The sequence below is a fragment of the Nocardiopsis halotolerans DSM 44410 genome, assembly GCF_000341065.1.
Taxonomy (GTDB): domain Bacteria; phylum Actinomycetota; class Actinomycetes; order Streptosporangiales; family Streptosporangiaceae; genus Nocardiopsis; species Nocardiopsis halotolerans.
Genome location: NZ_ANAX01000007.1, coordinates 1 through 21,264 on the forward strand (window position 1 = coordinate 1; position 21,264 = coordinate 21,264).

At 71.4% G+C, this 21,264-nt stretch carries 22 protein-coding genes; 13 read left to right on the forward strand and 9 right to left on the reverse strand.

The window, feature by feature from the left end; genetic code table 11:
- Together D455_RS28760 and D455_RS0100270 are read right to left on the reverse strand one after the other, a co-directional pair.
- The coding region (locus D455_RS28760; RefSeq protein ID WP_051064551.1) for a hypothetical protein at positions 1-419 on the reverse strand (419 nt) is incomplete at its 3' end.
- 214 nt (positions 420-633) lie between these two features.
- Positions 634-975 carry a hypothetical protein gene (locus D455_RS0100270; protein WP_017568756.1) on the reverse strand — a complete coding sequence of 114 codons (342 nt, stop codon included), beginning with the start codon at positions 973-975 and terminating at the stop codon, positions 634-636.
- Positions 976-1,073: 98 nt separating this feature from the next.
- Here D455_RS0100270 and D455_RS0100275 point away from each other — a divergent pair, with 98 nt between their 5' ends.
- The 3 genes from D455_RS0100275 to D455_RS32375 are packed head-to-tail and all read left to right on the forward strand — an operon-like array spanning position 1,074 to position 2,194.
- Positions 1,074-1,844, forward strand: coding sequence for a helix-turn-helix domain-containing protein (locus tag D455_RS0100275; RefSeq protein WP_026122166.1), 771 nt, complete (start codon positions 1,074-1,076; stop codon positions 1,842-1,844).
- The gene (locus D455_RS32370) at positions 1,841-2,008 is read left to right on the forward strand and encodes a DUF397 domain-containing protein (protein ID WP_083922085.1); all 168 of its coding nucleotides are present in this window, start codon (positions 1,841-1,843) and stop codon (positions 2,006-2,008) included. Before D455_RS0100275 ends, D455_RS32370 begins: the two co-directional genes overlap by 4 nt.
- Before the next feature lie 12 nt (positions 2,009-2,020).
- Positions 2,021-2,194: a DUF397 domain-containing protein gene (locus tag D455_RS32375; protein ID WP_017568758.1), complete on the forward strand. Its 174-nt coding sequence runs from the start codon at positions 2,021-2,023 to the stop codon at positions 2,192-2,194.
- A gap of 151 nt (positions 2,195-2,345) precedes the next feature.
- On the opposite strand, the gene D455_RS0100280 is transcribed toward D455_RS32375, so the two are convergent.
- Positions 2,346-3,395 carry a LacI family DNA-binding transcriptional regulator gene (locus D455_RS0100280; RefSeq protein ID WP_017568759.1) on the reverse strand — a complete coding sequence of 350 codons (1,050 nt, stop codon included), beginning with the start codon at positions 3,393-3,395 and terminating at the stop codon, positions 2,346-2,348.
- Positions 3,396-3,732: 337 nt separating this feature from the next.
- On the opposite strand from D455_RS0100280, the gene D455_RS0100285 reads away from it, so the two are divergent.
- The 6 genes from D455_RS0100285 (at position 3,733) to D455_RS0100310 (ending at position 10,597) form a co-directional block, all read left to right on the forward strand.
- Positions 3,733-5,250 (forward strand): sugar ABC transporter ATP-binding protein, encoded by a 1,518-nt coding sequence (locus D455_RS0100285; protein ID WP_017568760.1) that lies wholly within the window; start codon positions 3,733-3,735, stop codon positions 5,248-5,250.
- Positions 5,250-6,338 (forward strand): ABC transporter permease, encoded by a 1,089-nt coding sequence (locus tag D455_RS0100290; protein WP_017568761.1) that lies wholly within the window; start codon positions 5,250-5,252, stop codon positions 6,336-6,338. The genes D455_RS0100285 and D455_RS0100290 overlap by 1 nt, the downstream gene beginning before the upstream one ends.
- The gene (locus tag D455_RS0100295) at positions 6,322-7,446 is read left to right on the forward strand and encodes an ABC transporter permease (RefSeq protein ID WP_017568762.1); all 1,125 of its coding nucleotides are present in this window, start codon (positions 6,322-6,324) and stop codon (positions 7,444-7,446) included. Before D455_RS0100290 ends, D455_RS0100295 begins: the two co-directional genes overlap by 17 nt.
- Entirely contained in the window at positions 7,443-8,510 is a 1,068-nt protein-coding gene (rhaS, locus tag D455_RS0100300; protein ID WP_017568763.1) for a rhamnose ABC transporter substrate-binding protein, read from the forward strand. Before D455_RS0100295 ends, rhaS begins: the two co-directional genes overlap by 4 nt.
- A gap of 176 nt (positions 8,511-8,686) precedes the next feature.
- Positions 8,687-9,004: an L-rhamnose mutarotase gene (locus D455_RS0100305; protein ID WP_017568764.1), complete on the forward strand. Its 318-nt coding sequence runs from the start codon at positions 8,687-8,689 to the stop codon at positions 9,002-9,004.
- 123 nt (positions 9,005-9,127) lie between these two features.
- Complete coding sequence (locus D455_RS0100310) at positions 9,128-10,597, forward strand: BNR repeat-containing protein (protein ID WP_017568765.1); 1,470 nt, start codon at positions 9,128-9,130, stop codon at positions 10,595-10,597.
- A 187-nt stretch (positions 10,598-10,784) separates the two neighbouring features.
- Here the strand turns inward: D455_RS0100310 and D455_RS0100315 are convergent, their stop codons facing one another.
- Positions 10,785-11,420, reverse strand: coding sequence for a hypothetical protein (locus tag D455_RS0100315; protein ID WP_017568766.1), 636 nt, complete (start codon positions 11,418-11,420; stop codon positions 10,785-10,787).
- A 56-nt stretch (positions 11,421-11,476) separates the two neighbouring features.
- On the opposite strand from D455_RS0100315, the gene D455_RS0100320 reads away from it, so the two are divergent.
- The gene (locus tag D455_RS0100320) at positions 11,477-11,746 is read left to right on the forward strand and encodes a hypothetical protein (RefSeq protein ID WP_017568767.1); all 270 of its coding nucleotides are present in this window, start codon (positions 11,477-11,479) and stop codon (positions 11,744-11,746) included.
- A 220-nt stretch (positions 11,747-11,966) separates the two neighbouring features.
- On the opposite strand, the gene D455_RS0100325 is transcribed toward D455_RS0100320, so the two are convergent.
- Positions 11,967-13,220 (reverse strand): MFS transporter, encoded by a 1,254-nt coding sequence (locus D455_RS0100325; protein ID WP_394296609.1) that lies wholly within the window; start codon positions 13,218-13,220, stop codon positions 11,967-11,969.
- A gap of 386 nt (positions 13,221-13,606) precedes the next feature.
- Between D455_RS0100325 and D455_RS0100330 the strand changes: the two genes are divergently transcribed.
- Both D455_RS0100330 and D455_RS0100335 read left to right on the forward strand, forming a co-directional pair.
- Positions 13,607-14,365 (forward strand): thioesterase II family protein, encoded by a 759-nt coding sequence (locus tag D455_RS0100330; RefSeq protein ID WP_017568769.1) that lies wholly within the window; start codon positions 13,607-13,609, stop codon positions 14,363-14,365.
- Between the two features lie 179 nt (positions 14,366-14,544).
- Positions 14,545-14,841 carry a hypothetical protein gene (locus D455_RS0100335; protein WP_017568770.1) on the forward strand — a complete coding sequence of 99 codons (297 nt, stop codon included), beginning with the start codon at positions 14,545-14,547 and terminating at the stop codon, positions 14,839-14,841.
- A gap of 114 nt (positions 14,842-14,955) precedes the next feature.
- On the opposite strand, the gene D455_RS0100340 is transcribed toward D455_RS0100335, so the two are convergent.
- Positions 14,956-16,785 (reverse strand): glycoside hydrolase family 13 protein, encoded by a 1,830-nt coding sequence (locus tag D455_RS0100340; protein WP_026122168.1) that lies wholly within the window; start codon positions 16,783-16,785, stop codon positions 14,956-14,958.
- A gap of 362 nt (positions 16,786-17,147) precedes the next feature.
- On the opposite strand from D455_RS0100340, the gene D455_RS0100345 reads away from it, so the two are divergent.
- Positions 17,148-17,669, forward strand: a complete 522-nt coding sequence (locus D455_RS0100345) for a GNAT family N-acetyltransferase (RefSeq protein WP_017568772.1) — start codon at positions 17,148-17,150, stop codon at positions 17,667-17,669.
- Between the two features lie 192 nt (positions 17,670-17,861).
- Here the strand turns inward: D455_RS0100345 and D455_RS0100350 are convergent, their stop codons facing one another.
- The 3 genes from D455_RS0100350 to D455_RS0100360 form a co-directional block, all read right to left on the reverse strand.
- Positions 17,862-18,743, reverse strand: a complete 882-nt coding sequence (locus tag D455_RS0100350) for an aldo/keto reductase (RefSeq protein ID WP_017568773.1) — start codon at positions 18,741-18,743, stop codon at positions 17,862-17,864.
- A 227-nt stretch (positions 18,744-18,970) separates the two neighbouring features.
- Entirely contained in the window at positions 18,971-19,774 is an 804-nt protein-coding gene (locus tag D455_RS0100355; protein ID WP_017568774.1) for an IclR family transcriptional regulator domain-containing protein, read from the reverse strand.
- Between the two features lie 247 nt (positions 19,775-20,021).
- A complete protein-coding gene (locus D455_RS0100360; RefSeq protein WP_017568775.1) occupies positions 20,022-21,158 on the reverse strand; it encodes a hypothetical protein in 1,137 nt (378 codons plus the stop codon).
- Positions 21,159-21,264: the final 106 nt, after the last annotated feature.

The window sequence follows — 21,264 nt, forward strand, 5'->3', positions numbered from 1 at the left end:
CGGCGGCGGGGTTTGCGGTGGCGACGCGGGCGCCGGGGAAGAGGCCGCCGAGGGGTGTCGTCGGGTGCCGGTCGCGGGCGTGGAACGGGCGGTGCTGGCTGGCGGGACGAGCGGACGGGCTCGGTGTTGCGGGAACGCGCGGTGCGGGAGGCGCGGGAGGCCTGGACCTGGAGGATGCGGTCTGACTGGATGTGCATCCACGGAGGGAGTTCGCCGTGTTCCAGTCGGTAGGCCACGCGTGGGTTGTCGCGCATCTGGGTGAGGAGGAGCTGTTCCCGGGTCGGGCTCTCGGCCCCGGTGGTGTGGCTGGCGCCTTTGGGCCTGCTGGGACTGCTGGGGCGGACGAAGCGCTGTCCCCGGGGCGCGTTGAGGACCTGGCGGATACGGGTGGGGGAGTCGGGCTGCGGCACAACGGCCATGTCGGCATCCTTCTTCCGTGAAGCTTGTGAGGTGCTGGCCGTGCTCTGGGAGCGCTGATTCCGCTCGCCAGAGCTTTGCCATGCCCGGCCAGTGGACATGTGACGGGTGTGGCGAGGGTTACTGAAACGCGAGGTGTCATTTCTTGTCGGAAATGCACATGGCGGTGGATCCTGGGAATTTTATGCCGCTTGTGCGGCTTTTGTCTGCCAGGTCTCACCTTGTTCCGCGAATCTGCCGGTATGCGGAACGGCTCGGCAGCGGCGGTTTGAATCCCGCACGGTCCCAGATGACGGCCTCGACGAGGATGTCGAGTCGGTCACGCTGCACGTACTTCCACCTGCCGCTCTGGTCCTGGTAACTCCACGACCAGCCGTCCTTGAGGCCGATCGCGACGTTGCCCAGGTAGGAGGGACCGACGAGCGCCCGCTCGACCTCCGGGCCGTGGGACCAGGGGAAACGGCGCCACTCGATGCTGAAGATCAGGCCCCGCTGGTTTTCGAATGCGGCGATGGCTGCGGCGAACATGTCTTCGGAAGGCTTCTTGATTCCGTTCATGTTTCCAGCATTCGGCCTGAGGTCTGTGTTCCACAGTAAGTGCGCTCTAACCCAAAAGGAATGGTTGTTCATGCAACTTTGTGGCTAGCCTTAGGGCTATGATGGAACAGGAATTCGGGGCAATCCTCGCGCATGAGCGCAATCAGGCGGGCCATACACTTCGCAAGCTTGCTTCGCTCGTGAACTGCTCCGCCTCCACTCTTTCGCGTTGGGAAAACGGTCATGTAACCCCAATGCGGGATGATGTGGAGAGGGTGGACGAAGCGTTGGATGTCAACGGCCGCTTGGTTTCTGCGTGGGAGTTTGCGACCTCTGGTGGCCTTCCTCCTTGGATGCACGATATGGGACGTCTTGAGGAAGCAGCAGAGACGATTGAGCTGATATCTCCTCATGTGGTGCCTGGATTGCTTCAGTCCTCCCGGTATCTTCGGCTCGTCATGCGCGAAGGGCTTCATCCGGGGTCTCCGGAGGAGATCGAACGGCTGGTAACGCTCCGTTCCGCTCGCTACCAGTACCTGGTCAGCAAGAACGATCCGGATGTGGTTGCTGTGTTCCCCGTTACGGCGCTGACGTGTGTTCCTGACGATGTCCGTAAGGAGCAGGTTGCGCACCTTCTGTCTGTTTCCCGAAGGGAGAAGGTGATGGTCCATCTGGTTCCAGAGGGCTCCATCTTGGTTGGCGTGACCAGCATGCTGCTGATGTTCCATCTGCGAGACGGTGGGAAGGCCGCGAGTGCGGATCATGTTCGCGGTAACGTCTTCTACCAGGAAACGACCGGGTATGACCGACTCCATGGTCTGGTCAAGCGCGCGCTGGGTAGTGCTCTCCCCACTGCTCAGTCACGAGAGGTTCTGGAGAAGCTGCTGTGAGCAGATGGCACAAAAGTTCGTATTCGTCGGGTGCTGAATCTTGCGTGGAAGCGCGTGAGCACGTGTCAGGCGCTGATGTCAGGGACACTCAGAATCGGGAACTGGGTCACCTCAGTTTCGACCGCCGCGAGTGGGCCTCCTTGGTGGTCACCAGCAAGCTTTGAAGAGGTTGCTCTATGCGCGAGTGGCACAAGAGTTCGTACAGCAACGATGGTGCTCACTGTGTTGAGGTGGGTGAAGGCCGGGACACCCTGGTCCGCGACTCGCAGAACCGGGAGCTGGGCCACCTCGGCTTCGAGCGCCGCGAGTGGACCTCCCTCCTATCCCCGTTGGCGTCAGACCGGGGATAACTCCTCCCGGAGGCGTGATCCCTGCCCCGAGACGTAACCCCCCTCCCTGAGACAGCAAGGCCCCCGTTCCACCTCCTGGAACGGGGGCCTTCCTCGCGTCAGGGGCCCCGCGTCAGGGGCCTTCCCCTGCCGGACGCCTCCCGACGGCGGCTCAGTCCCGGTAGGCCGCCGTCGAACCCCGCACCACCAGCTCCGGGGTGAACAGCACCCGCTCGTGGACGTGCTCCCCGTGGTTGAGCTCCGAGTTCAGCAGCCGCATCGCCGTCCGGCCCAGCTCGTACTTCGGCTGCGCCACCGTCGTCAGCCCCGGGTGCACCAGATCGGCGAAGTCCACGTTGTCGTACCCCACCACCGACACGTCTTCGGGCACCCGCAGTCCCCGCTGCCCCAGGCCCTTCATCACCCCGAGCGCCAACTGGTCGTTCGCGCAGAACACCGCCTGGGGCCGCTGCCTCGGCCCCCCGGCCAACACCGCGTCCACCGCGCGCTCACCCTGTTCCGGGTTGAGCAGCGGCTGCTCGACCACCCGCACGCACGCGTCCGGGTCCAGCCCGGCCTCCTCGAACGCGGCCCGCAGTCCCTCGTGCCGCCGCCGTACCTGCTCGATGGCGAACGGTCCCGTCAGGAACGTCGCCCTCTCGTGCCCCAGCCCGATCAGGTGCCGACCGGCCGCCATCCCCCCGGCGTGGTTGTCCACGCTGACACTGCACCCGACGTCCTCGGCGACATCACCCCGGTCCAGGGCCACCCACGCGGTCCCCTGCCGGTTCAGCCACACCAGGTCCGACAGGTCGTCGTCGATCGGCATCACCACGGCCCCCGCCGCCCGCTGCTCGGCCAGCAACCGCACGTTGCGCCGCTGCCGCTCGCGCGCCTCGGCCGAGTTGAGTAACACCACCGCCAGCCCCGACTCGGCCGCCTCGTCCTCCACCCCGCGCGCGACCTCGGTGAAGAACGGGTTGGTCACGTCCAGCACCAGCAACCCCACCGACTCGCTGCGCCCGGACCGCAGGCTGCTGCCGGAGGAGTTGCGCACGTAGTCGAGTTCGGCGATGGCCGCCTCGACCCGCAGCCGGGTGGCCTCGGCGACCCGCTCGGGGCGGTTCAGTACGTTGGACACGGTTCCGGGGGAGACCCCGGCGTGCCGGGCGACCTCGGTGATGCCCACGGTGCGGCGGGCGGTTCGGGACCTGGTGGACAAGGGGCTTCTCCCGTGCATGTGCGAAGCGGCCGTCAGAGGCGACGCGAGGCATCGTACTGATCCGGCCGCGGCAGCGGGGTTTCCACGGTCCGGAGCTTCATGCTCACACCTGGATTGAAACGTGTCAATGAGCCGCTCGCCGGGAGCGTCGCCAGGTCTCTCGGGTGCTGGAAAGGGCTTACCAGGCGGGAGCTCGTTATCAGGGCGATACCTGCGGATTCCTGGTGATCCTCTTGACGGTGGTGTGTGTGGCACTTAACATCCTCATCATATTAAAACGTTTTTGCTGTGTTCGGCGTGAGCCGCGCCGGACCGGCTTCGAAGAAGGAGGGCGCACGTGGACCCAGCAGAGGTCCCTCCACCCCTCGCACTGGTCGACGTCACCAAGTCCTTCGGGAGCGTCCGGGCCCTGCGGGGACTGTCCCTGGAACTGCGCTCGGGGGAGATCCACGCGCTCGTGGGCGAGAACGGGGCGGGCAAGTCCACCCTGGTCAAGACCATAGCGGGAGTGCACCGGCCCGACGGCGGACAGGTCCTGGTCGACGGTTCGCCCACCGGGTTCGCCGCGCCCGTGGACGCCCAGCGCGCAGGGGTGGCGGTCATCTACCAGGAACCCACCCTGTTCCCCGACCTGTCGGTCGCCGAGAACATCTTCGTGGGCCGCCAGCCCCGCACCCGCCTGCGCACCATCGACCGCGCCCGCATGCGTCGCGACACCGAGGAGGCCTTCACCCGCCTCGGTGTGGACATGGACCCCGACCGCCCCGCGCGCGGCCTGTCCATCGCCGACCAGCAGCTCGTGGAGATCGCCAAGGCCCTCACCCGTCAGGCACGGGTCCTGGTCATGGACGAACCCACCGCCGCGCTGTCCGGCGTGGAGGCCGAGCGCCTGTTCACCGTCGCCCGCACCCTGCGCGACTCCGGCGCGGCGCTGCTGTTCATCTCCCACCGCTTCGACGAGGTCTTCGCCCTGTGCGACCGCGTCACCGTGGTCCGCGACGGCGCGTTCGTCTCCTGCGACCCCACCTCCGACCTGGACGTGGACACCGTCGTACGCCGCATGGTCGGCCGTGAGGTCACCAGCCTCTACCCCAAGGAGGACGCCGAACGCGGCGAGGTCCTCCTGGAGGTCGACGGCCTGACCCGCCACGGCGTGTTCGCCGACGTGTCCATGAAGGTGCGCGCCGGGGAGATCGTCGCCCTGGCCGGCCTCGTCGGCGCCGGACGCAGCGAGGTCATCCGCGCCGTGTTCGGCGTGGACCGCTACGACGCGGGCACCGTCCGCGTGAACGGCGAGACCCTGCCGCCGGGAAGGCCCCGGGCCGCCATGGCGGCCGGGATCGCCCTGGTCCCCGAGGACCGCCGCCAGCAGGGCCTGGTCATGGAGTCCTCCATCGAGCGCAACGCCACCGCCACCCGGCGCTGGCCGCTCAGCCGCCTGGGACTGCTGCGCCCGCGCGCCGAACGTGACTCCGCCCGCGACTGGGGCGAGCGCCTGAGCCTGAAGTTCGGCCGTATCACCGACCCGGTCTCCACCCTCTCCGGTGGCAACCAGCAGAAGGTCGTCCTGGCCAAGTGGCTGTCCACCGACCCCCGCGTGCTCTTCGTGGACGAACCCACGCGCGGCATCGACGTGGGCACCAAGGCCGAGGTCCACCGCCTGCTCTCCACCCTGGCCGGACGCGGGCTGGCCATCGTCATGGTCTCCAGCGAACTCCCCGAGGTCCTGGGGATGGCCGACCGCGTCCTGGTCATGCACGAGGGACGCGTCACCGCCGAACTCGACCGCGACGAGGCCGACGAGGAGTCGGTCATGTACGCGGCCACCGGACAGCGACCGAACGAGGCCGCCTGATGAACGCACCCCACACACCCCAAGCGTCCGGCGCCACCGGCGCGGACACCTCCACCGCCCCGGAAACCTCCACCGCCGGAGCCCCGCCCCGCCCGAAGGGACGCTCCGCACGCCGCCAGATCCAGTTCCGCGAACTCGGCGTGCTCCTGGCCGTGGTGATCATCCTCGTCGCCACCTGGCTGTACAACCCGGGGTTCCTGTCCAGCCAGGGCGTACACGACCTGTTCCTGGGCGCCACCGTCCTGTCCGTCCTCGCCGTCGGCCAGGCCCTCGTCCTCATCACCAGGAACGTCGACCTGTCGGTCGGTTCGGTGATGGGACTGTCGGCCTTCGGCACCGGCCTGCTCTTCGTCACCTTCCCCGGCCTGCCGATTCCCGTCGCCATGCTCGCCGGGATCGGCATCGGCCTGGTCGCGGGACTGGTCAACGGCCTGTTGGTCACCACCGTCCAGGTCCCCGCCCTCGTCGTCACCCTGGGCACCCTGTACGCCTACCGCGGCCTCAACCACTGGTGGGCGGGCGGCGAACAGGTCAACGCCCACGACATGCCCGCGTCCTTCCTGCTCCTGGGCAGCTTCAGCGTCCTGGGCGTGCCCCTGCCCGCCGCGATCGCCATCGCCGTGGTCGCCGTCGTGGGCTTCTACCTCGCCCGCTACCGCTCGGGCCGCGAGCTGTACGCCATCGGCTCCAACGCCGACGCCGCACGGCTCTCGGGCATCCCCGCCGCACGCCGGGTCACCCTGGCCTTCGCCGCCAACGGCGCCCTGGCCGGACTCGCCGGAGTGCTCTTCGCCGCCCGTTACGGCACCGTCGACTCCACCGTGGGCACCGGCATGGAACTCCAGGTCGTCGCCGCGGCCGTGGTCGGCGGCGTGGCCATCGCGGGCGGCGTGGGCACCGTCTACGGCGCCGCGCTCGGCGCCGTCCTGCTCACCACCATCACCGCCGCACTGCCCATCTGGCAGGTCAACCAGTTCTGGCAGGAGGCCGTGGTGGGCGCGCTCATCCTGGCCGCCATCGGCCTGGACCGGCTGCTCGCGCTGCGTACCGCGCGCAGGCTTCGAGGAGGAGGTGCCCGTGGCGCCTGAGAACACCGTCACCGCGCCCGCCCCGGACCGGGCCCCCAAGGGCGCCCCGAACCGGGCGGGGGACCGTCCCGCGTCCCGTATCCGCTCGCTGCTGTCGGCCCGCGAGACGCCGGTCGTGAGCGCGCTCGTCGTCACGCTGCTGGCGGCCGGACTGTTCGTGGACATGTTCGCCACCGGGCGCAACATCGACTTCCTCCTGCTGAGCGTGGCCGCCATCGCCCTGATGGCCCTGCCGATGACGCTCATCGTCATCACCGGCGAGATCGACCTGTCGGTGGCCAGCACCCTGGCCCTGACCAGCGCCACCCTGGGCGTGCTGTGGGAGGCCGGGGTGGCCATCGAGACGGCCCTGTGGATCTGCCTGGCCGTGGGCGCGCTGCTGGGCGCCCTCAACGGGTTCCTGGTCACCGTGTGCGGACTGCCGTCCCTGGCCGTGACCATCGGCACCATGGCCCTGTACCGGGGCCTGGCCTACGTGCTGCTCGGCGACCGCGCCGTGGCCAGTTACCCCCAGAGCTGGATCGGCGGCGTACGCGCGCCCTTCCTGGGCATCGAGGGGCTGCCGTGGATCGCCGTGGCGATCCTGGTCCTGGCCGTGGCGTTCGGGGTGCTGCTGCACGCCACCGCCGTCGGCCGCTCACTGTTCGACATCGGTAACAACGACGAGGCCGCCCACTTCGCCGGGGTGCCGGTGCGCTGGACCAAGTTCTGGCTGTTCACGCTCAGCGGCGTGGTGGCCGGGAGCGCCGGGTTCTTCTGGACCCTCCAGTACGGCACCTCCCGCGCCGACACCGCCTTCGGCCTGGAACTCCAGGTCGTGGCCGCCGTCCTGCTCGGCGGGGTGTCCATCTTCGGCGGGATCGGCTCGATCCTGGGCGTGATGAGCGGCGTCGTGCTGCTCGGCGCCATCCGCAACGCCCTCCAGCTGTTCGGCATCAGCAGCGAGGTGTTGCAGGTCGTCACCGGCCTGATCCTCATCGCCTCCGTCGTCACCCCCAACCTCGTGGCCCGGGTACGCGCCAGACGCGCTCCCGTCCCCGGGCCCCCCTCCGAACCGACGCCCGCTCCGTCGGCCGCGTCCGCCCCCACCAAGGGAGAAGCATCATGACCCACACACGTCCACGCCTGCTGTTCCTGGCCGCGTCCGCGCTGACCGTGCTGATGACCGCCGCGTGCGGTGGCGGCACCACCATCGAGGACGCGCAGCAGGGCAACGACACGGGGCCGACCGGCACCGCCAACCCGGACGCGGAGATCCCGGAGGGCCTCAGGGTCGACTTCCTGCCCAAGCAGCTCAACAACCCGTTCTTCGAGATCGTCAACCAGGGCGGCTTCGAGGCCGTCGAGGAACTCGGCGGAACGCCCACCGAGCGCGGCGGCACCGAGGCCACGGCAGACTCCCAGGTGGAGTACATCAACGCCGCCAGCCAGGCCGGAAGCGACGTCATCGTCATCGCCGCCAACGACCCCGACGCGGTCTGCCCGGCGCTCAACGAGGCCAGCGCCAACGGCGCGGCCGTCGTCGGCTACGACTCCAACGCCAACTGCACCGACGTGTTCGTCAACCAGTCCTCCACCGAGCTCATCGGCCGCACCCTGGTCGAGATGATCGCCGAGGACCTGGGCGGCGAGGGCACCTTCGCGGTGCTGTCGGCCACCCCCAACGCCACCAACCAGAACACCTGGATCGCGGCGATGGAGGAGGTGCTCGCGGAGGAGGAGTACGCCGACCTGGAGCTGGTCGAGACCGTCTACGGCAACGACGACGACCTGGAGTCCTTCCAGGAGATGCAGGGCCTCATGCAGTCCCACCCGGACCTGGGCGGCGTGGTGGCGCCGACCACGGTGGGCCTGGCGGCGGCGGCCCGCTACGTCAGCGGGTCCGAGTACAAGGGCGAGGTCGCCGTCACCGGCCTGGGCACCCCCAACCAGATGCGCGAGTTCGTGCACGACGGCACCGTCAACCAGTTCGCCCTGTGGAACCCGAACGACCTGGGCTACCTGGCCGGGTACACCGGCGCCGCGCTCAAGGCCGGGCAGATCACCGGCGCCGAGGGGGAGACCTTCGAGGCCGGGCGCCTGGGCGAGTTCACGTTCGAGACCGACGGTGAGGTCGTGCTCGGCCCGCCGCAGATCTTCGACGCCGAGAACGTCGACGACTTCGACTTCTGAGCCCGCCTTCCGGGGCCGCCCTCCCGACCGGAGGCGGCCCCGGAGCCCTCCGAGCGCCTGGAAACCGGGCCCGGGCGACCTCGCCCGGCCCGGTGTGCATCAATCAGCACAACTTTGCACAGATCCGTCATGTTCTGTCGTTTTTCGTCCAGTCTCCACCTCCAGGGAGGAATCCCGTGCAGCGCGTCTGCTTCGTCCTCAAGGTCAGGAAGGAACGCCTCGCCGAGTACCGGGAACGGCACGCCGAGGTGTGGCCGGAGATGCGCGAGGCCCTCAGCGCGACCGGCTGGCACAACTACTCGCTGTTCTGCACCGAGGAGGGCACGGTCGTCGGCTACCTGGAGACCGAGGACTTCGAGGCCGCCCGCGCCGCGATGGCCAGAACCGAGGTCAACGCCCGCTGGCAGGCCGAGATGGCGCCGTTCTTCGAGAACCTGCCCGGACGCCCGGACGAGGGCATGGTGCCGCTGATCGAGATCTTCCACCTTCCCTGACACCCCGAGAAGCCACCTCGGGCGCACACACGACCGCGACGGGACCGGCCCGTCGCCGACCAGTCCGGCGGGCTCCTTCGGCGGGGCCGACCGGAACGGATCACGAACGAACGAGGAACAGCGTTGCCCCCCACCCTCCGCTCCCCGCTACGCGCCCTGGCCGGACGCGCCTCCGGCGTCCTGGCGCTGACCCTGACCGCCGCCCTCGCCGCTCCGGCGACCACCGCGGCCGACACGACCACCGCCACGACGGCCGCCGACACGCCCTCGGCCACACCGTTGGGCAGCCGGACCCTGGACGAGAACGCCCTGTACTTCGTCTCCTACGACGGCCTGGTCAACAACGGTTCCTACCAGCAGTCCGGCATCCTCACCCACGGCCGGTACCAGTACGCCGCCTGGTACACCGAGGACCGCCACGCCGTCCTCGCCCGCCGCTCCCTCGACGGCGGCGACGGGGAGTGGCGGACCATCCGCCTGCCCCACGAGCTGAGCCGGAACGACTCGCACAACTCCATCTCCCTGGGCGTCTCCGCCGAGGACGGGCGCCTGCACGTGGGCATGGACACCCACAACAACCCGATCCACTACACGCGCTCCGTCCCCGGCCTGGTCACGGGCGACGCGCCCTGGAGCGCCGACTCCTTCGAGCCCGTCCAACGCGACCTGGCGGGCCTGGACCTCGGGTCGATGACCTATCCCCGCTTCGTCCCCACGCCCGACGGCGGACTCCAGTTCGCCTACCGCACCGGGGGCTCGGGCGACGGGACCCAGGAACTCGCCGAGTACTCCGACGGGGAGTGGACCGGTCTGGGCGCCTGGTCCTCACCGGACGGCGCCTACGAGGCCAACGGCGCGGTCAGCCACAGCCGCAACATGTACCTGCACGGGATCGGCTACGACGACGAGGGCCGGTTGCACGCCTCGTTCACGTGGCGGGAGAGCGCGGCGGGCGGCGACATCCTGTGCCACCCCGGCGGGCTGTCCAACCACGACACCGGGTACGTGTACAGCGACGACGGCGGACGCACCTGGCGCACCGACGACGCCCGGCTCGCCGCGGTCACGGGCACCCGCCTGCGGGTGTCGGTGGACACGCCGGGCCACGTCGTGGACCCGCTGCCGCCCGACTACGCGCTCATGAACCAGGAGTCGCAGGCGACCGACTCGGCGGGCAACCCGCACGTGGTCGTCAGCTACCGTCCGGGCCGGTTCGGGCACTGCTCGACCGACTTCGTCGAGGACCGCAGGCGGCAGGGGCGCGTCTTCCACCTGCACCGGGACGAGGCCGGAACCTGGCACAAGGTGGAGCTGCCCGAGCCGCTGAACGCCTTCGGGCGCTCCCAGCTGGTGCTCACCGCCGACGACACGGCCTACGTGGTGATGCCCTTCGGCCGCATCATGGCCGCCACCGCCGACACCGGGTGGAGCGAGTGGACGATGGTGTACGACGGCGCGGACGTCGACGCGTTCGGCGAGGTGCTGGTGGACAGGTCCCGGGTGGCCTCCGAGGGCGTGCTGTCCGTCCTCTACCAGGAGGCCGGATCGGAGCCCTCCACGCCGATCCGGGTGGCCGACTTCCGGCTCGGCTGACCGGCCGGGAGGCCAGGTCGCTCCGAGNGCCGGGGACCCGACACGGTGATCGGAAAGGTTCACCGGTCTGTCCCCCGTCCGCCGTGATCTCGTGTTCACGGCGCGCCTCGGCGCCCCGACCCCGCTGTGGGTGCGAGACCGTTCGAGGTCGGGCACTCCGCCCACACCGGCAACGGTTCCGGCCGTGTCACTCGTCGGGCAGGTCCACGCGGATCTCCCCGCCCAGGGAGGCGCCGCCCTCCAGCTCCAGGGAGTCCCCGCTCCAGAAGCGCCCCGGGTCGTAGTACCCGGGGTGCCTGCCCCCGGGCAGCAACCCCATCGCCTCGTAGGTCAGGGCGATGACCTCGGCGCAGTAGGCGGTCTCCAGGGTGTGCTCGCGGGACCGGCCACCGAAGGGCATGCGGCGCAGGGGCAGGCGTCCGCGCGCCCAGCGGGCGGCCATCTGGGTGGTGGAGGGGAAGGGGGTGCCGTCGAGCCGGGCGACCGTGCGCAGGGCGGCGTCCTCCATCGCGTCGTCCGCGACGGGTTCGAGCTGGCGCAGCCAGCCGCGCTGGCCGTACCTGCGCCCCCACACCAGGACGGCGTCGCGCAGGTCGTGCAGCTGCACGCCGCGCTGGTGCCTGCCGGTCCACACGTCCTGGAGGGAGCGGCCGAGTTCGGCGTGCCACATCAGCGGCGGCAGGTCCTCCACCACGATGGACATGCCGACGTGGTTCACGGGGCTGTTGGTGGTGATCTGGATGGCGCGGTCGGCGGCGCTGGTGCCGCGGAAGACCCAGACGTCACCGGTCCGGGTGAGTTCCAGCGCCTCGCTCAGGGACATGCTCGTGTCTGCCACACGGTTAGCCTAGGCACATGCGTTGGTGGAAAGCTCTTGGAGTGGCCGCGTTCGTGGGCGTCGCCGCGACCGGCGCGGTGATCGCCCGGTCCGAGCGGCAGCGCCGTGCCTACACCCCCGAGCAGGTCAGAGGCCGCCTGCGTGAGCGCGTCGCCCTGGCCGAGGTCTCGGGGACGGGCGAGGTTCCGGCGGAACCCCGGGCCGAGACCGCGGTGCCCGCGTGGCGCCGTCGGCTGACCGGTGTGGCCAAGGGGGTCCAGAGGTCCGCGGCGGCGGCCCTGGGCTGGTTGCGCGGTCGCGTGGGCGGCTGAGGGTCCGCCGCCGGGTGCTCCGCCCGGGACGGAGGGGGCGCGCCTCCCGTGGCCGCGCGGCCGGATCCGCGCGGGGCGCGTTCCCGGCCGTGGGTTCCTCGAACCGGAGGACGTCGAAGCCGGAGCGGACGTGCTGGAAGCCCTCTCGTACCGGTCCTCGCACCGGCCGACGGTACGCGCGGGCACCGGATGCCGTCGTCGCGGTCGGTCCGGGCGGGGGTCAACGGCCGTTTCCGTCGTCGCCGGGGGAGTCGGCCAGGCGGGACACGCCCGGGACGGCCAGCGGGGCCAGCGTGGTGACGAGCCCGACCACGGCGGCACCGACCAGCACGGGACGGGGGCCGACCGCCTCGGCGAGGGCACCGGACACCGCGTACCCGACCGGTTCCAGCCCGAAGCTGCCCACCTGGTCGGCGCCGATCACCACGCCGAGCAGGTCCTGGGGGACCGCCCACTGGAGGGCGGTGTACCAGTACACGCCGAAGAGCATGAAGCCCACGCCGGTGGCGGCGTAGCCGGTCAGCAGCAGCCACGCGGGCACGGTCGCGGCCAGGCCCAGCAGGACCAGCGGATAGACGAGGACGCCCGCCAGGGACACCAGGCCCGGGTGCCGGGGACTCCAGCGCGCGGCGACCACACCGCCCAGGAGCTGGCCCGCCGACATACACGACAGCGCCAGCCCGTAGACGGGCGCGGCGTAGGCGTCGGCGACCACGATCGGCAGCAGCGTGAACCCGGGTGCGAGGGTGGCCGGTGCCTGTACGGTGGCCACCGCGATGATCGCCAACACCCAGGGCCGCCGCACCACCTCCCGCAGCCCCGCGCGCAGGTTCGCGCCCATCGTCGTGGAGGACTCGGCGGGCGGCGGGGCCTCACGCACGCACAGCATCACGGCGGCGCCGACCGCGAAGGCACCGGCGATCAGCAGCGGGACCGTACGCGCCTCCAGCAGGGCGACCAGCACCCCGGCCACGGCGGGGCCGGTCACGCCCATGGTGCGCCCGACGATGCTACGCAGGGCGTTGGCCTCCTGGAGCCGGTGCCCGGGGACCAGCAGCGGCATGACCGACCCGGCGGCGGGCTCGCCCACCGATCCGGCGACACCGCTGAGGGCGGCCAGGCACAGGAACCAGGCGGTGTCGCCGGGGCCGAAAGCGAAGCCGAGCATGACCGCGAGCTGGACCAGGTCGTTGGCGGCCAGCGCCGTGGATCTGCGGACCCTGCCCAGCAGGGCGCCCGAGAACAGGACGAACAGGGTTCCGGCGACACCGCGCGCCCCCAGGACCAGGCCGAGGACCAGCGGCCCGTGCTCGGCCAGCACCAGGCCGACCAGGGCCACGGGGAGCATCTCCGAGCCGAGTTCGCTGGCGCCCCTGGCGGTGAGGAAGGTCCGGAACCCCCGGTGCCGCAGGCTTTCGGGCAGCGGGGGTGAACCGATCGTGGGCCTCCTCCGGGGGTGCGAAACGCCCCCCAGTGTGCCGGTGGCCCCACGGATCCGGCGACTGGTTTTCGGCGGTGGCGGAGCCGGCCACCCGTGGGGCGTCGGTCACGGTTCGCGCGACCCGCGGGGCGTTCCCCTCACCGCCGCAGCGCTCAGCTGAGCGGAGGGACGCGCCCGGGGCCCTCCTGGCCTTCCTCCCCGTGGCCGGGGGCGTTCCGGGGAGAGGGAAGTCACGTGGCCTCACGCTGGCTTCGGGGCAGGGGATGGGGGAGCGAAGGCGTTCCCGCGTGTTCCGGGAGGGGAAGCACGTCTTCGGGGGCGGGAAACGTTGTTACCCGTCGGTACTACCGACTGGTAAGTTCGCCGTGTCGTGATGGCCGTACGGCCGCTTCCGGACACAGACAGCGAGGAAACCACCAGTGCACGAGGGCGTCCTCACCCGGCCCCGACCCGTCCCCCACGCCCGCTTCCGGCTCTTCCTGCTCCACCACGCGGGCGGGTCGTCCCTGGGCTACCGCTCATGGGTGCGCCACTTCCCGGCGGACTGGGAGGTGTGCCTGGTGGAGGCGCCCGGACGCGGAACCGCGGAACGGGAGACGCCCTTCCGCAACGCCGGGCACCTCGCCCGTCACCTGCACGGGCACCTCGCGCCCGCCCTGGACCGCCCCTTCGGGCTCTTCGGACACAGCATGGGCGCCCTGGTGGCCTACGAACTGGCCCACCTGCTGGCCGCCGAGGGCCCCGCGCGGCCCGCCTGGCTCGGGGCGTCGGCGTGGAGCCCGGCCCCCGGACCGGAGCGGGACGAGCCCCGCCACCTGATGACCTCCGACCGGTTGCGCGAGAGCGTCGCCCGCATGGGCGGAGCCGTCGCCCGCTCCCTGGCCGACCCCGACCAGTGGCAGGCGGCGGAACCGCTGATCCGGGCCGACCTCGGACTCGTCGACGGCTGGCGTCCGGACCCCGACACCCCGCCGCTGCGCGTGCCGCTGTCGGTCTTCGGCGGCGAGGACGACCCCGGCGTTCCACCCGAGCGACTCGCCGCCTGGGACGACCACGCCGAGGGGCCGGTCGAGCACCACCTCCTGCCGGGCGGGCACTTCTACTTCGTCGGCCGGGCCGGCGACGTGGCCACCCGGATCACCAAGGACGTCCACGCCGTCCTGCCCCGGGACTCCTGACGCCAGCCGTGCCGGAACCGTGGACGGCACCACCGCCCGCGTGTACCCTCCTGGGCGTCCCCTGGCGAGGGGACGGTGCCCCGGCCCGAGGAAGGAGCGTGATCTCGCCATGGAGCGGTTGCCCCGGCCGCCCGCCCGGAGGGACCGGGAGCACGGGCGGCGGGCTCCGAAGGAGCGAGATGTCCCGTACGGACAGGACCAAGCCGCTGTGGGTGCGCTGCGCGGAGCATGACCCCCGGCCGATGCACGATCACCGCCACGGCTCCTGCGACCTGCCTCCGAAACCGACCCGGGAGAAGCTGGACACGCACTGCTGGTGGCTGTTCGACCGGTTCGGCAGCCCCTGCTGCGCGGGCGACCACGGGCGTGCCGCCAAGAGGGAGATGGGCGAGCTGAACAGGGCCAGCAACCGCAGGGACCGCCACAGGGCCCGACTTGAGGCGCGCCGCCTCGTCACCGGTGGGGACGTCGACTGACCTCGTTCACCACCGGCCACGAGCAGGGCTGACACGAGCCCGCCCACGCGGACCCGGGGGAGAGGCCGTACCCGGCACCGGAGACGGCCTCTCCCCGCCCAGGCCGCGTAACGCTCAGACGCTCACCGCGATGACGTAGCCGGGCCCGTCCGCGCTCAGTTCCACCGCCCCGTCCGTCCGCGCGCCCACCCCGCCGCCTTGGGCGACCGCCTCCAGGCCGGTGACGTCCAGGTCGGCGTAGTCCACCGACAGCCGCCCGTGCGGACCGTCGGCCAGGTGCACCAACACCACCTGACCGGCGAGCGCGCGCAGGAACGTCATGTGGTGCGGCCCCGCGTCCAGCCAGCGCAGCCCCCCGGTCTGGAGCGCGGGCAGTTCCCTGCGCAGCGCCAGCAGACGGGTGTGGGCGTTCATCGCCTCACGGTCCCACGCCTCGGGGCGGTGCCAGGGCATCGGCCTGCGGGAGTTCTCCCCGTCCGTGCCCTCCATACCGATCTCGTCGCCGGCGAACACGAACGGCACACCCGGCAGTGTCACCTGTGCCGCCACCCCGACCTCGTGCCGTCCGGAGTCACCGCCCACCACGGTCCGGAACCGCGCCGAGTCGTGCGTGCTCAGGGCGTTCACGCTGTGCGTCAGCACCCGCCACGGCATCCCGGCGTTGGCCGCGCGCACCGCCCGCACCGCCTGGTCGGCCCCGCTCCTCGGCAGGGGCGCGTCCGTGTGCAGGTAGTGCACCCCCTCGGGCGCGGTGTTCAGCCAGGTCCACACCGGCCGGGTGAACCCCGCGTAGTTCATCACCCCGTGCCACCCGTCGTGGTGGGTGTCCGGACCGGCGTCGTGGAAGTGCTCGGCCAGCAGCCACGACCCGTCGCCGCCGCGCTCGGCGTCCACCTCGCGCATCCGTGCGGCGATCTCCCCGGCCACCTCCCGGTTCAGGTCCTGCGCGCCCCTGCGTCCGGTCATGTTCGCCACGTCGATGCGCCAACCGTCCAGCGGGTCCGGCCCCGTCAGCCCGCTCACGAGCACCGAGTCGTCCGCACCGTAGACCCTGCGCCGCAGCTCGGGCGAGGAGTAGTCCAGCTTCGGCAGGCTGCGCACCCCCAGCCAGCCCACGTACTCGTCGGGGTGGTCGGTGAAGTAGTAGAACCCGGCCTCGGCGGAGTCCGCGTCGGCCCGGGCGGCCACGAACCACTCGTGTGCGTCCCCGGTGTGGTTGGTGGTCAGGTCGCCCATCACCCGCATGCCGCGCTCGTGCGCGGCCCGCGCCAGCTCCCGCAGGGCGCGGTCGCCGCCCAGCAGCGGGTCCACCTCCGTGAACGTGGAGGCGTCGTAGCGGTGCGCGGACCGGGCCGGGAAGACGGGCGTCAGGTAGACCACCTCCACGCCGAGCGCGGCCAGGTGGTCCAGGCGGCGCCGCACCCCGTCGAGCGTGCCGCCGAAGTACTCGCGGGAGGCGGTCGCGCCGAAACCGGCGGGCTCGTCGTCCCAGGAGCGGGGCAGCGCCCAGTCGGGGTGTTCGGCCAGGGGTTCGACGGAGTCGTCGTCACGGGCGAACCGGTCGGGGAAGATCTGGTAGACGCTCGTTCCCGTGACCCACGCGGGCGGCTGGGGGCCGTTGACCACCCGGAAGTCCGCGGCGTCGGTGACCTCGTGCTCGTGGGCGCCCTCCTGGTTGAGCCACGTGTACCGGGTGCCGCGCACGATCGCGAACCGGTAGCCGGTGACCACCGGGAGCAGCGGCACGGTCGCCTCGAACCAGACGGTGTCGCCCACCGCCCGCGTTCTCTCGGCCCGGAACATGAGGCCCTCGCCGTCCTCCACCACGTGGGCGTACACCGCGTCCGCGCCCCCGGGCACGCGTACGCGCAGCCTCACCCGGCCGTCTTCGACGCTGACGTGGTCGGGGGATCCGTCGTGGTGGGGATCGCGGACGAACTGCACGGCTGACTCCTGGGGCGGGAAGGCGCGGGAACGCACGGACACGTGACCGGGCCCCGCCGCGCGCGCGACGGAGCCCGGTCCGGGCTGTCCAGTATCGCAACGGGAGTCGGGACGTCGCGAATCCTTTTCACCAGCCCGTTTCCGCCTGCCAGGACTCCCGGCGCGGGCGGAGTTCTGGGAGCGCTCCCAGGCATGGAGGCCACCCTAACCGTCGTGATACCCCCTGTAAAGAGCCCGTGACTCCGGGGTCTGAGTACCACTTCCGGGCGTTCCGTGTGGGGCCGCGGACCCGTCCCGCCGGGAATCCAGTCCGTTGACCCTCCCCCCTGTCGTGGTGGTATGTCCCGGGTTACGGTGGTGTTATGAGCCTTGAGTTGCCAACCGACCGACTCCTCATCCGGGAGTGGCACCTGGACGACGCCGAGGAGGCCCTCCAGATCTACGGGGCCGACGAGGTGGCGCACTGGTTGACGCCGGAATGGCATGCGGTGAACGACACCGAAGCGATGCGCTCGGTGTTGCACGCCTGGATCGAGGCGGGGCCCAACCTGATTCCGCCCGCGGGACGCTGGGCCATCGTCCGTAAGGAGGACGAACAGCTGGTGGGAGGACTCTCACTCAAGCTTCTCCCGCCCTTCGAGGAGGACTTCGAGCTGACCTGGGCGCTGCGTCCGGAGGTGTGGGGTCAGGGGTACGCCACGGAGGCGAGCCAGGCCATCATCTCCTGGGCGTTCAAACAGGGGATCGAGGAGGTTTTCGCGGTCGCGCGCCCCCACAACGAGCGGGCGATCGCCGTGGCGCGCAGGCTGGGCATGGAGTGGGTCGGCGAGACCGAGAAGTACTACGACATGCGCTTGCAGGTCTTCCGCCTGCGCCCGAGCTGACCGAGACGCGTGCGGCCCGCCGGTATCCCCTCCGGCGGGCCGCGCGTTCGCGTCCGGCGCCCGGCCGCTTCGGTCGCGGGGCCCAGCCGACCGGGAACAGTGGCGGACCGGCCCGGGCGAACCCCTCCTGGCGCTGGTGGGGGAAGCGCGGCTACGGGGCCTCCCGGGGGCCGCGACGTCGGGAGAGCGGCCTCAGGTGCCGAGGTACTGGCTGATGCGCTCGGTCTCGGCCTCCGACAGGCGCACCGCGGCGGCGGCCGTGTTCTCCTCCAGGTGCGCCACCCGCGACGTTCCCGGGATCGGCAGCATCACCGGCGAGCGGTGCAGCAGCCAGGCCAGGGACAGCTGCACCGGGGTGATCCCGTGCTCGGCGGCCATCGCGGTCAGCGGCGACTCCGGCCCCGCCAGTTCGCCGCGTCCGACAGGCGCCCACGGCAGGAACGCGGTCCCGTCCTTCTCGCACTGCTCCAGCACGTCCTCGGAGTGGCGGAAGGAGGGCGCGTACTGGTTCTGCACCGACGCCACGGGGGTGATCGCGCGGGCGGCCGACAGCTCGTCCACGCTCACCTCGCTGAGCCCGATGTGGCGGATCTTGCCCTGCTCGCGCAGCTCCACCAGGGCGCCGAGCTGGTCGGCCAGCGGCACCTCCGGGTCGATGCGGTGCAGCTGGAGCAGGTCGATCCGCTCCAGGCCCAGGTTGCGCAGGCTCAGCTCCACCTGCTGCTTGAGGTACTCGGGGCGGCCCAACCGGTACCACTGCGCCGGGCCGGTGCGCGCGAACCCCGTCTTGGTGCCGATGACCAGGTCGTCGGGGTAGGGGTAGAGGGCCTCCCGGATCAGCTGCTCGCTGATCTGCGGACCGTAGGAGTCGGCGGTGTCGATGAAGGTCACGCCCAGCTCGACCGCACGACGCAGGACCGCCAGCGCCTCGTCCCGGTCACGGGGCGGTCCCCACACCCCCTCGCCGACGATCCGCATCGCCCCGAACCCCAGGCGGTGAACCGGCAGGTCGCCGCCGATGGAGAGGGTTCCCGACTCTCGGGCGATCTGTGGAGTGGCGTGTAGGTCGGTCACGGTGTCCCTTCCAGACGGCGTTGTGGCCGCGTGCTCAAGAACTTCGGGGAGAGGTACGCCGCGCGGCTCCCGCGTACGCGGGAGCCGCGTTCCCGGCGGTGTAGCGGGCAGGATCTCAGGAGGTGCGGGCACCCGCAAGGCGCCACGGGGCGCGCGGGCCGGGCGGACGCGTGCCGGATCACGCCTCCCGGCCGTCGGCACGTGCCAGCCACGGGAGGGCGGCCGCGTCACACGCCCGCGTCCCGGCGCGCCACCGAGGCCAGGTCGGCCTCGATACGCGCGGTCGCCTCCAGCAGCGCGGGCAGCAGGTCGCGGCGCACGTCCTCGATCGAGGACCGGTTGGCGTGCGCGGACACGTTCGCGGCGGCGATCACCCTGCCCGAAACGTCGCGGACGGGCGCGGCCAGCGAGCGCAGCCCCTCCTCCAGTTCCTGGTCGACGATCGCGTACCCCTGCTCGCGCACCCGTTCCAGTTCGGCGCGCAGTTCGGCCCGGTCGGTGATGGTGAACCTGGTCAGGGGCCTGAGTTCCACCCGCTCCAGGTAGGCGTCGAGGTCGCGGTCGTCGCGACCGGCCAGCAGCACCCGGCCCATCGAGGTGGCCGAGGCGGGGAAGCGGGTGCCCACGGTGATGGCGACCGCCATGATCCGCGAGGTCGCCACACGCGCCACGTAGAGCACGTCGTCGCCCTCCAGCACCGACACCGAGGCCGACTCGTGCACCCGCGCGGACAGGTCCTCCAGGTGGGGCTGGGCCACGTCCGGCAGCCCGGCGGAGGCCACGTAGGCGTAGCCCAGTTCCAGCACGCGCGGGGTGAGCGAGAACAGCCTGCCGTCGGTGCGCACGTACCCCAGGTCGACCAGGGTGAGCAGGAAGCGGCGGGCGGCGGCACGGGTCAGGTCGGTCTCGCGCGCGACCTCGCTGAGGGTCATGGAGCGCCGTTCCGCGGAGAAGGCGCGGATGACGGTCAGGCCGCGCTCCAGGGACTGTACGAAGTGGGCGCCGCGGGCCTCGTCTTCTTCGGTGGGCATGTGCTCTTCCAGGCTCGGGAGCGGTGGTGGCTGCGGGGTTCGGGTGCGGGAGACCGAATCCCCGGAGATGTTCTCATACCGCACAGACGGCGTGCCGAAGTCGGACCGTACGCGCCCCGCTCTTCGCGGAGGGCCCGCCCCGTTCACTGGCACGCTCCCGCGCGGTGGGCCGTGGCGGTTTTCGCGGAGTCGCCTTCCGGCCGCTCAGGCCACGGTGCCCGGCCGTCCTCCCCGAACTCTGCGGGCGTCAGCCCTCCGCACGGTCTTCGACGTAGGGGGCGAGTGTGTCGACGACGGTTGCGTAGTCCTGTTCGACGGTGATCGCGTCCTGGTCCTCTCGGATCCGCGGAGGGCACTCCCAGTCCTCGACCGCCGACCCGGTCGCCTCCACGGTGGCCACGTGCCTGTGCGTGGTCGCCTCGTACAGGTCGTACTCGAAGTGCGTCAGGTGCAGGGGCACGGTCCTGTCGTCGTGGCCGCTGGGCAGGCCGCTGAACGACGGCGTGTAGGAGCAGGTGTCCAGTTCCTCGCCCAGGCTGATCCGGCCGCAGGCGATCAGGGCGGCGTCCTCCATGTCGGTGGACCAGCCGCGTTCCTCCATCCGCGCGCCGAGGTCCGGGAAGGACACCTCCTCGACCGGCCTCAGGTACCGCTGCTCCTCGACGAGGGAGAGGTGGTGCGGCCCCTCGCCCTCGTAGGCGGGCACGTCCGTGAACACCATCTCCGGGTCGGCGCAGAACGCTCGCAGGTGCTCGTACTCCTCGGGTACGGCGAGGGGGCGGGGCACGAACAACCAGGCGTAGAACAGCACCAGGGCGACGGCCGCGACCGCCGCCGCCACCGCCCGTGAACGCCCGGGGTCCCCGGAGAACTCGCGGTCCACCAGGGCGCGTCGCAGCGCGCGGGCGGAACCGAAGGAGTCCAGGCGGGCCGACGCGGTCCCGCCCCCTGGTGCGGGCCACGCCAGGGCCAGCGGCTGCTTGTCGACGGGGGCCCCGGGATCCGCCACGGTGGTCACCCGCGCCGGTACGCACGTCACGGCGGGTCCGTTTTCGGGCAGCACACGCACACCGTGTTCGTGGACGGCCACCCGGACGCGGTTCCCGAACGGGGCGAAGTGGTTGTACAGCAGTCCCGCGAGCACACCGAGCGGTACGAGGACGGCCGCGACCCGCCACCCGGCCTCGGCGAAGGCGCTGTCCGGGGCGATGAAGGCGATGGTGAGCGTGGCCGATCCGCCGAGCATCCCGCAGACGAAGGGCGCCAGGGTCTTCAGGCGCTGCCGGTGGGTCCGCCAGTGCCTTCCGAGCGCGTCGTCGCCCTGGTCCGTGTGTTCGGCCCCCGACCCGCCCTGCTCCGGGGGATCCTCGTGCGGAAAGACCATCGATGCGCGCTCCACGTTCTCGCCCGTATGAACCCGGTCAACGCTACTGAGGGCTTTGGCGGCCCACGAAGGCGGTGTGCGGGGCGCCGACCCCGGGGTGTGCCTC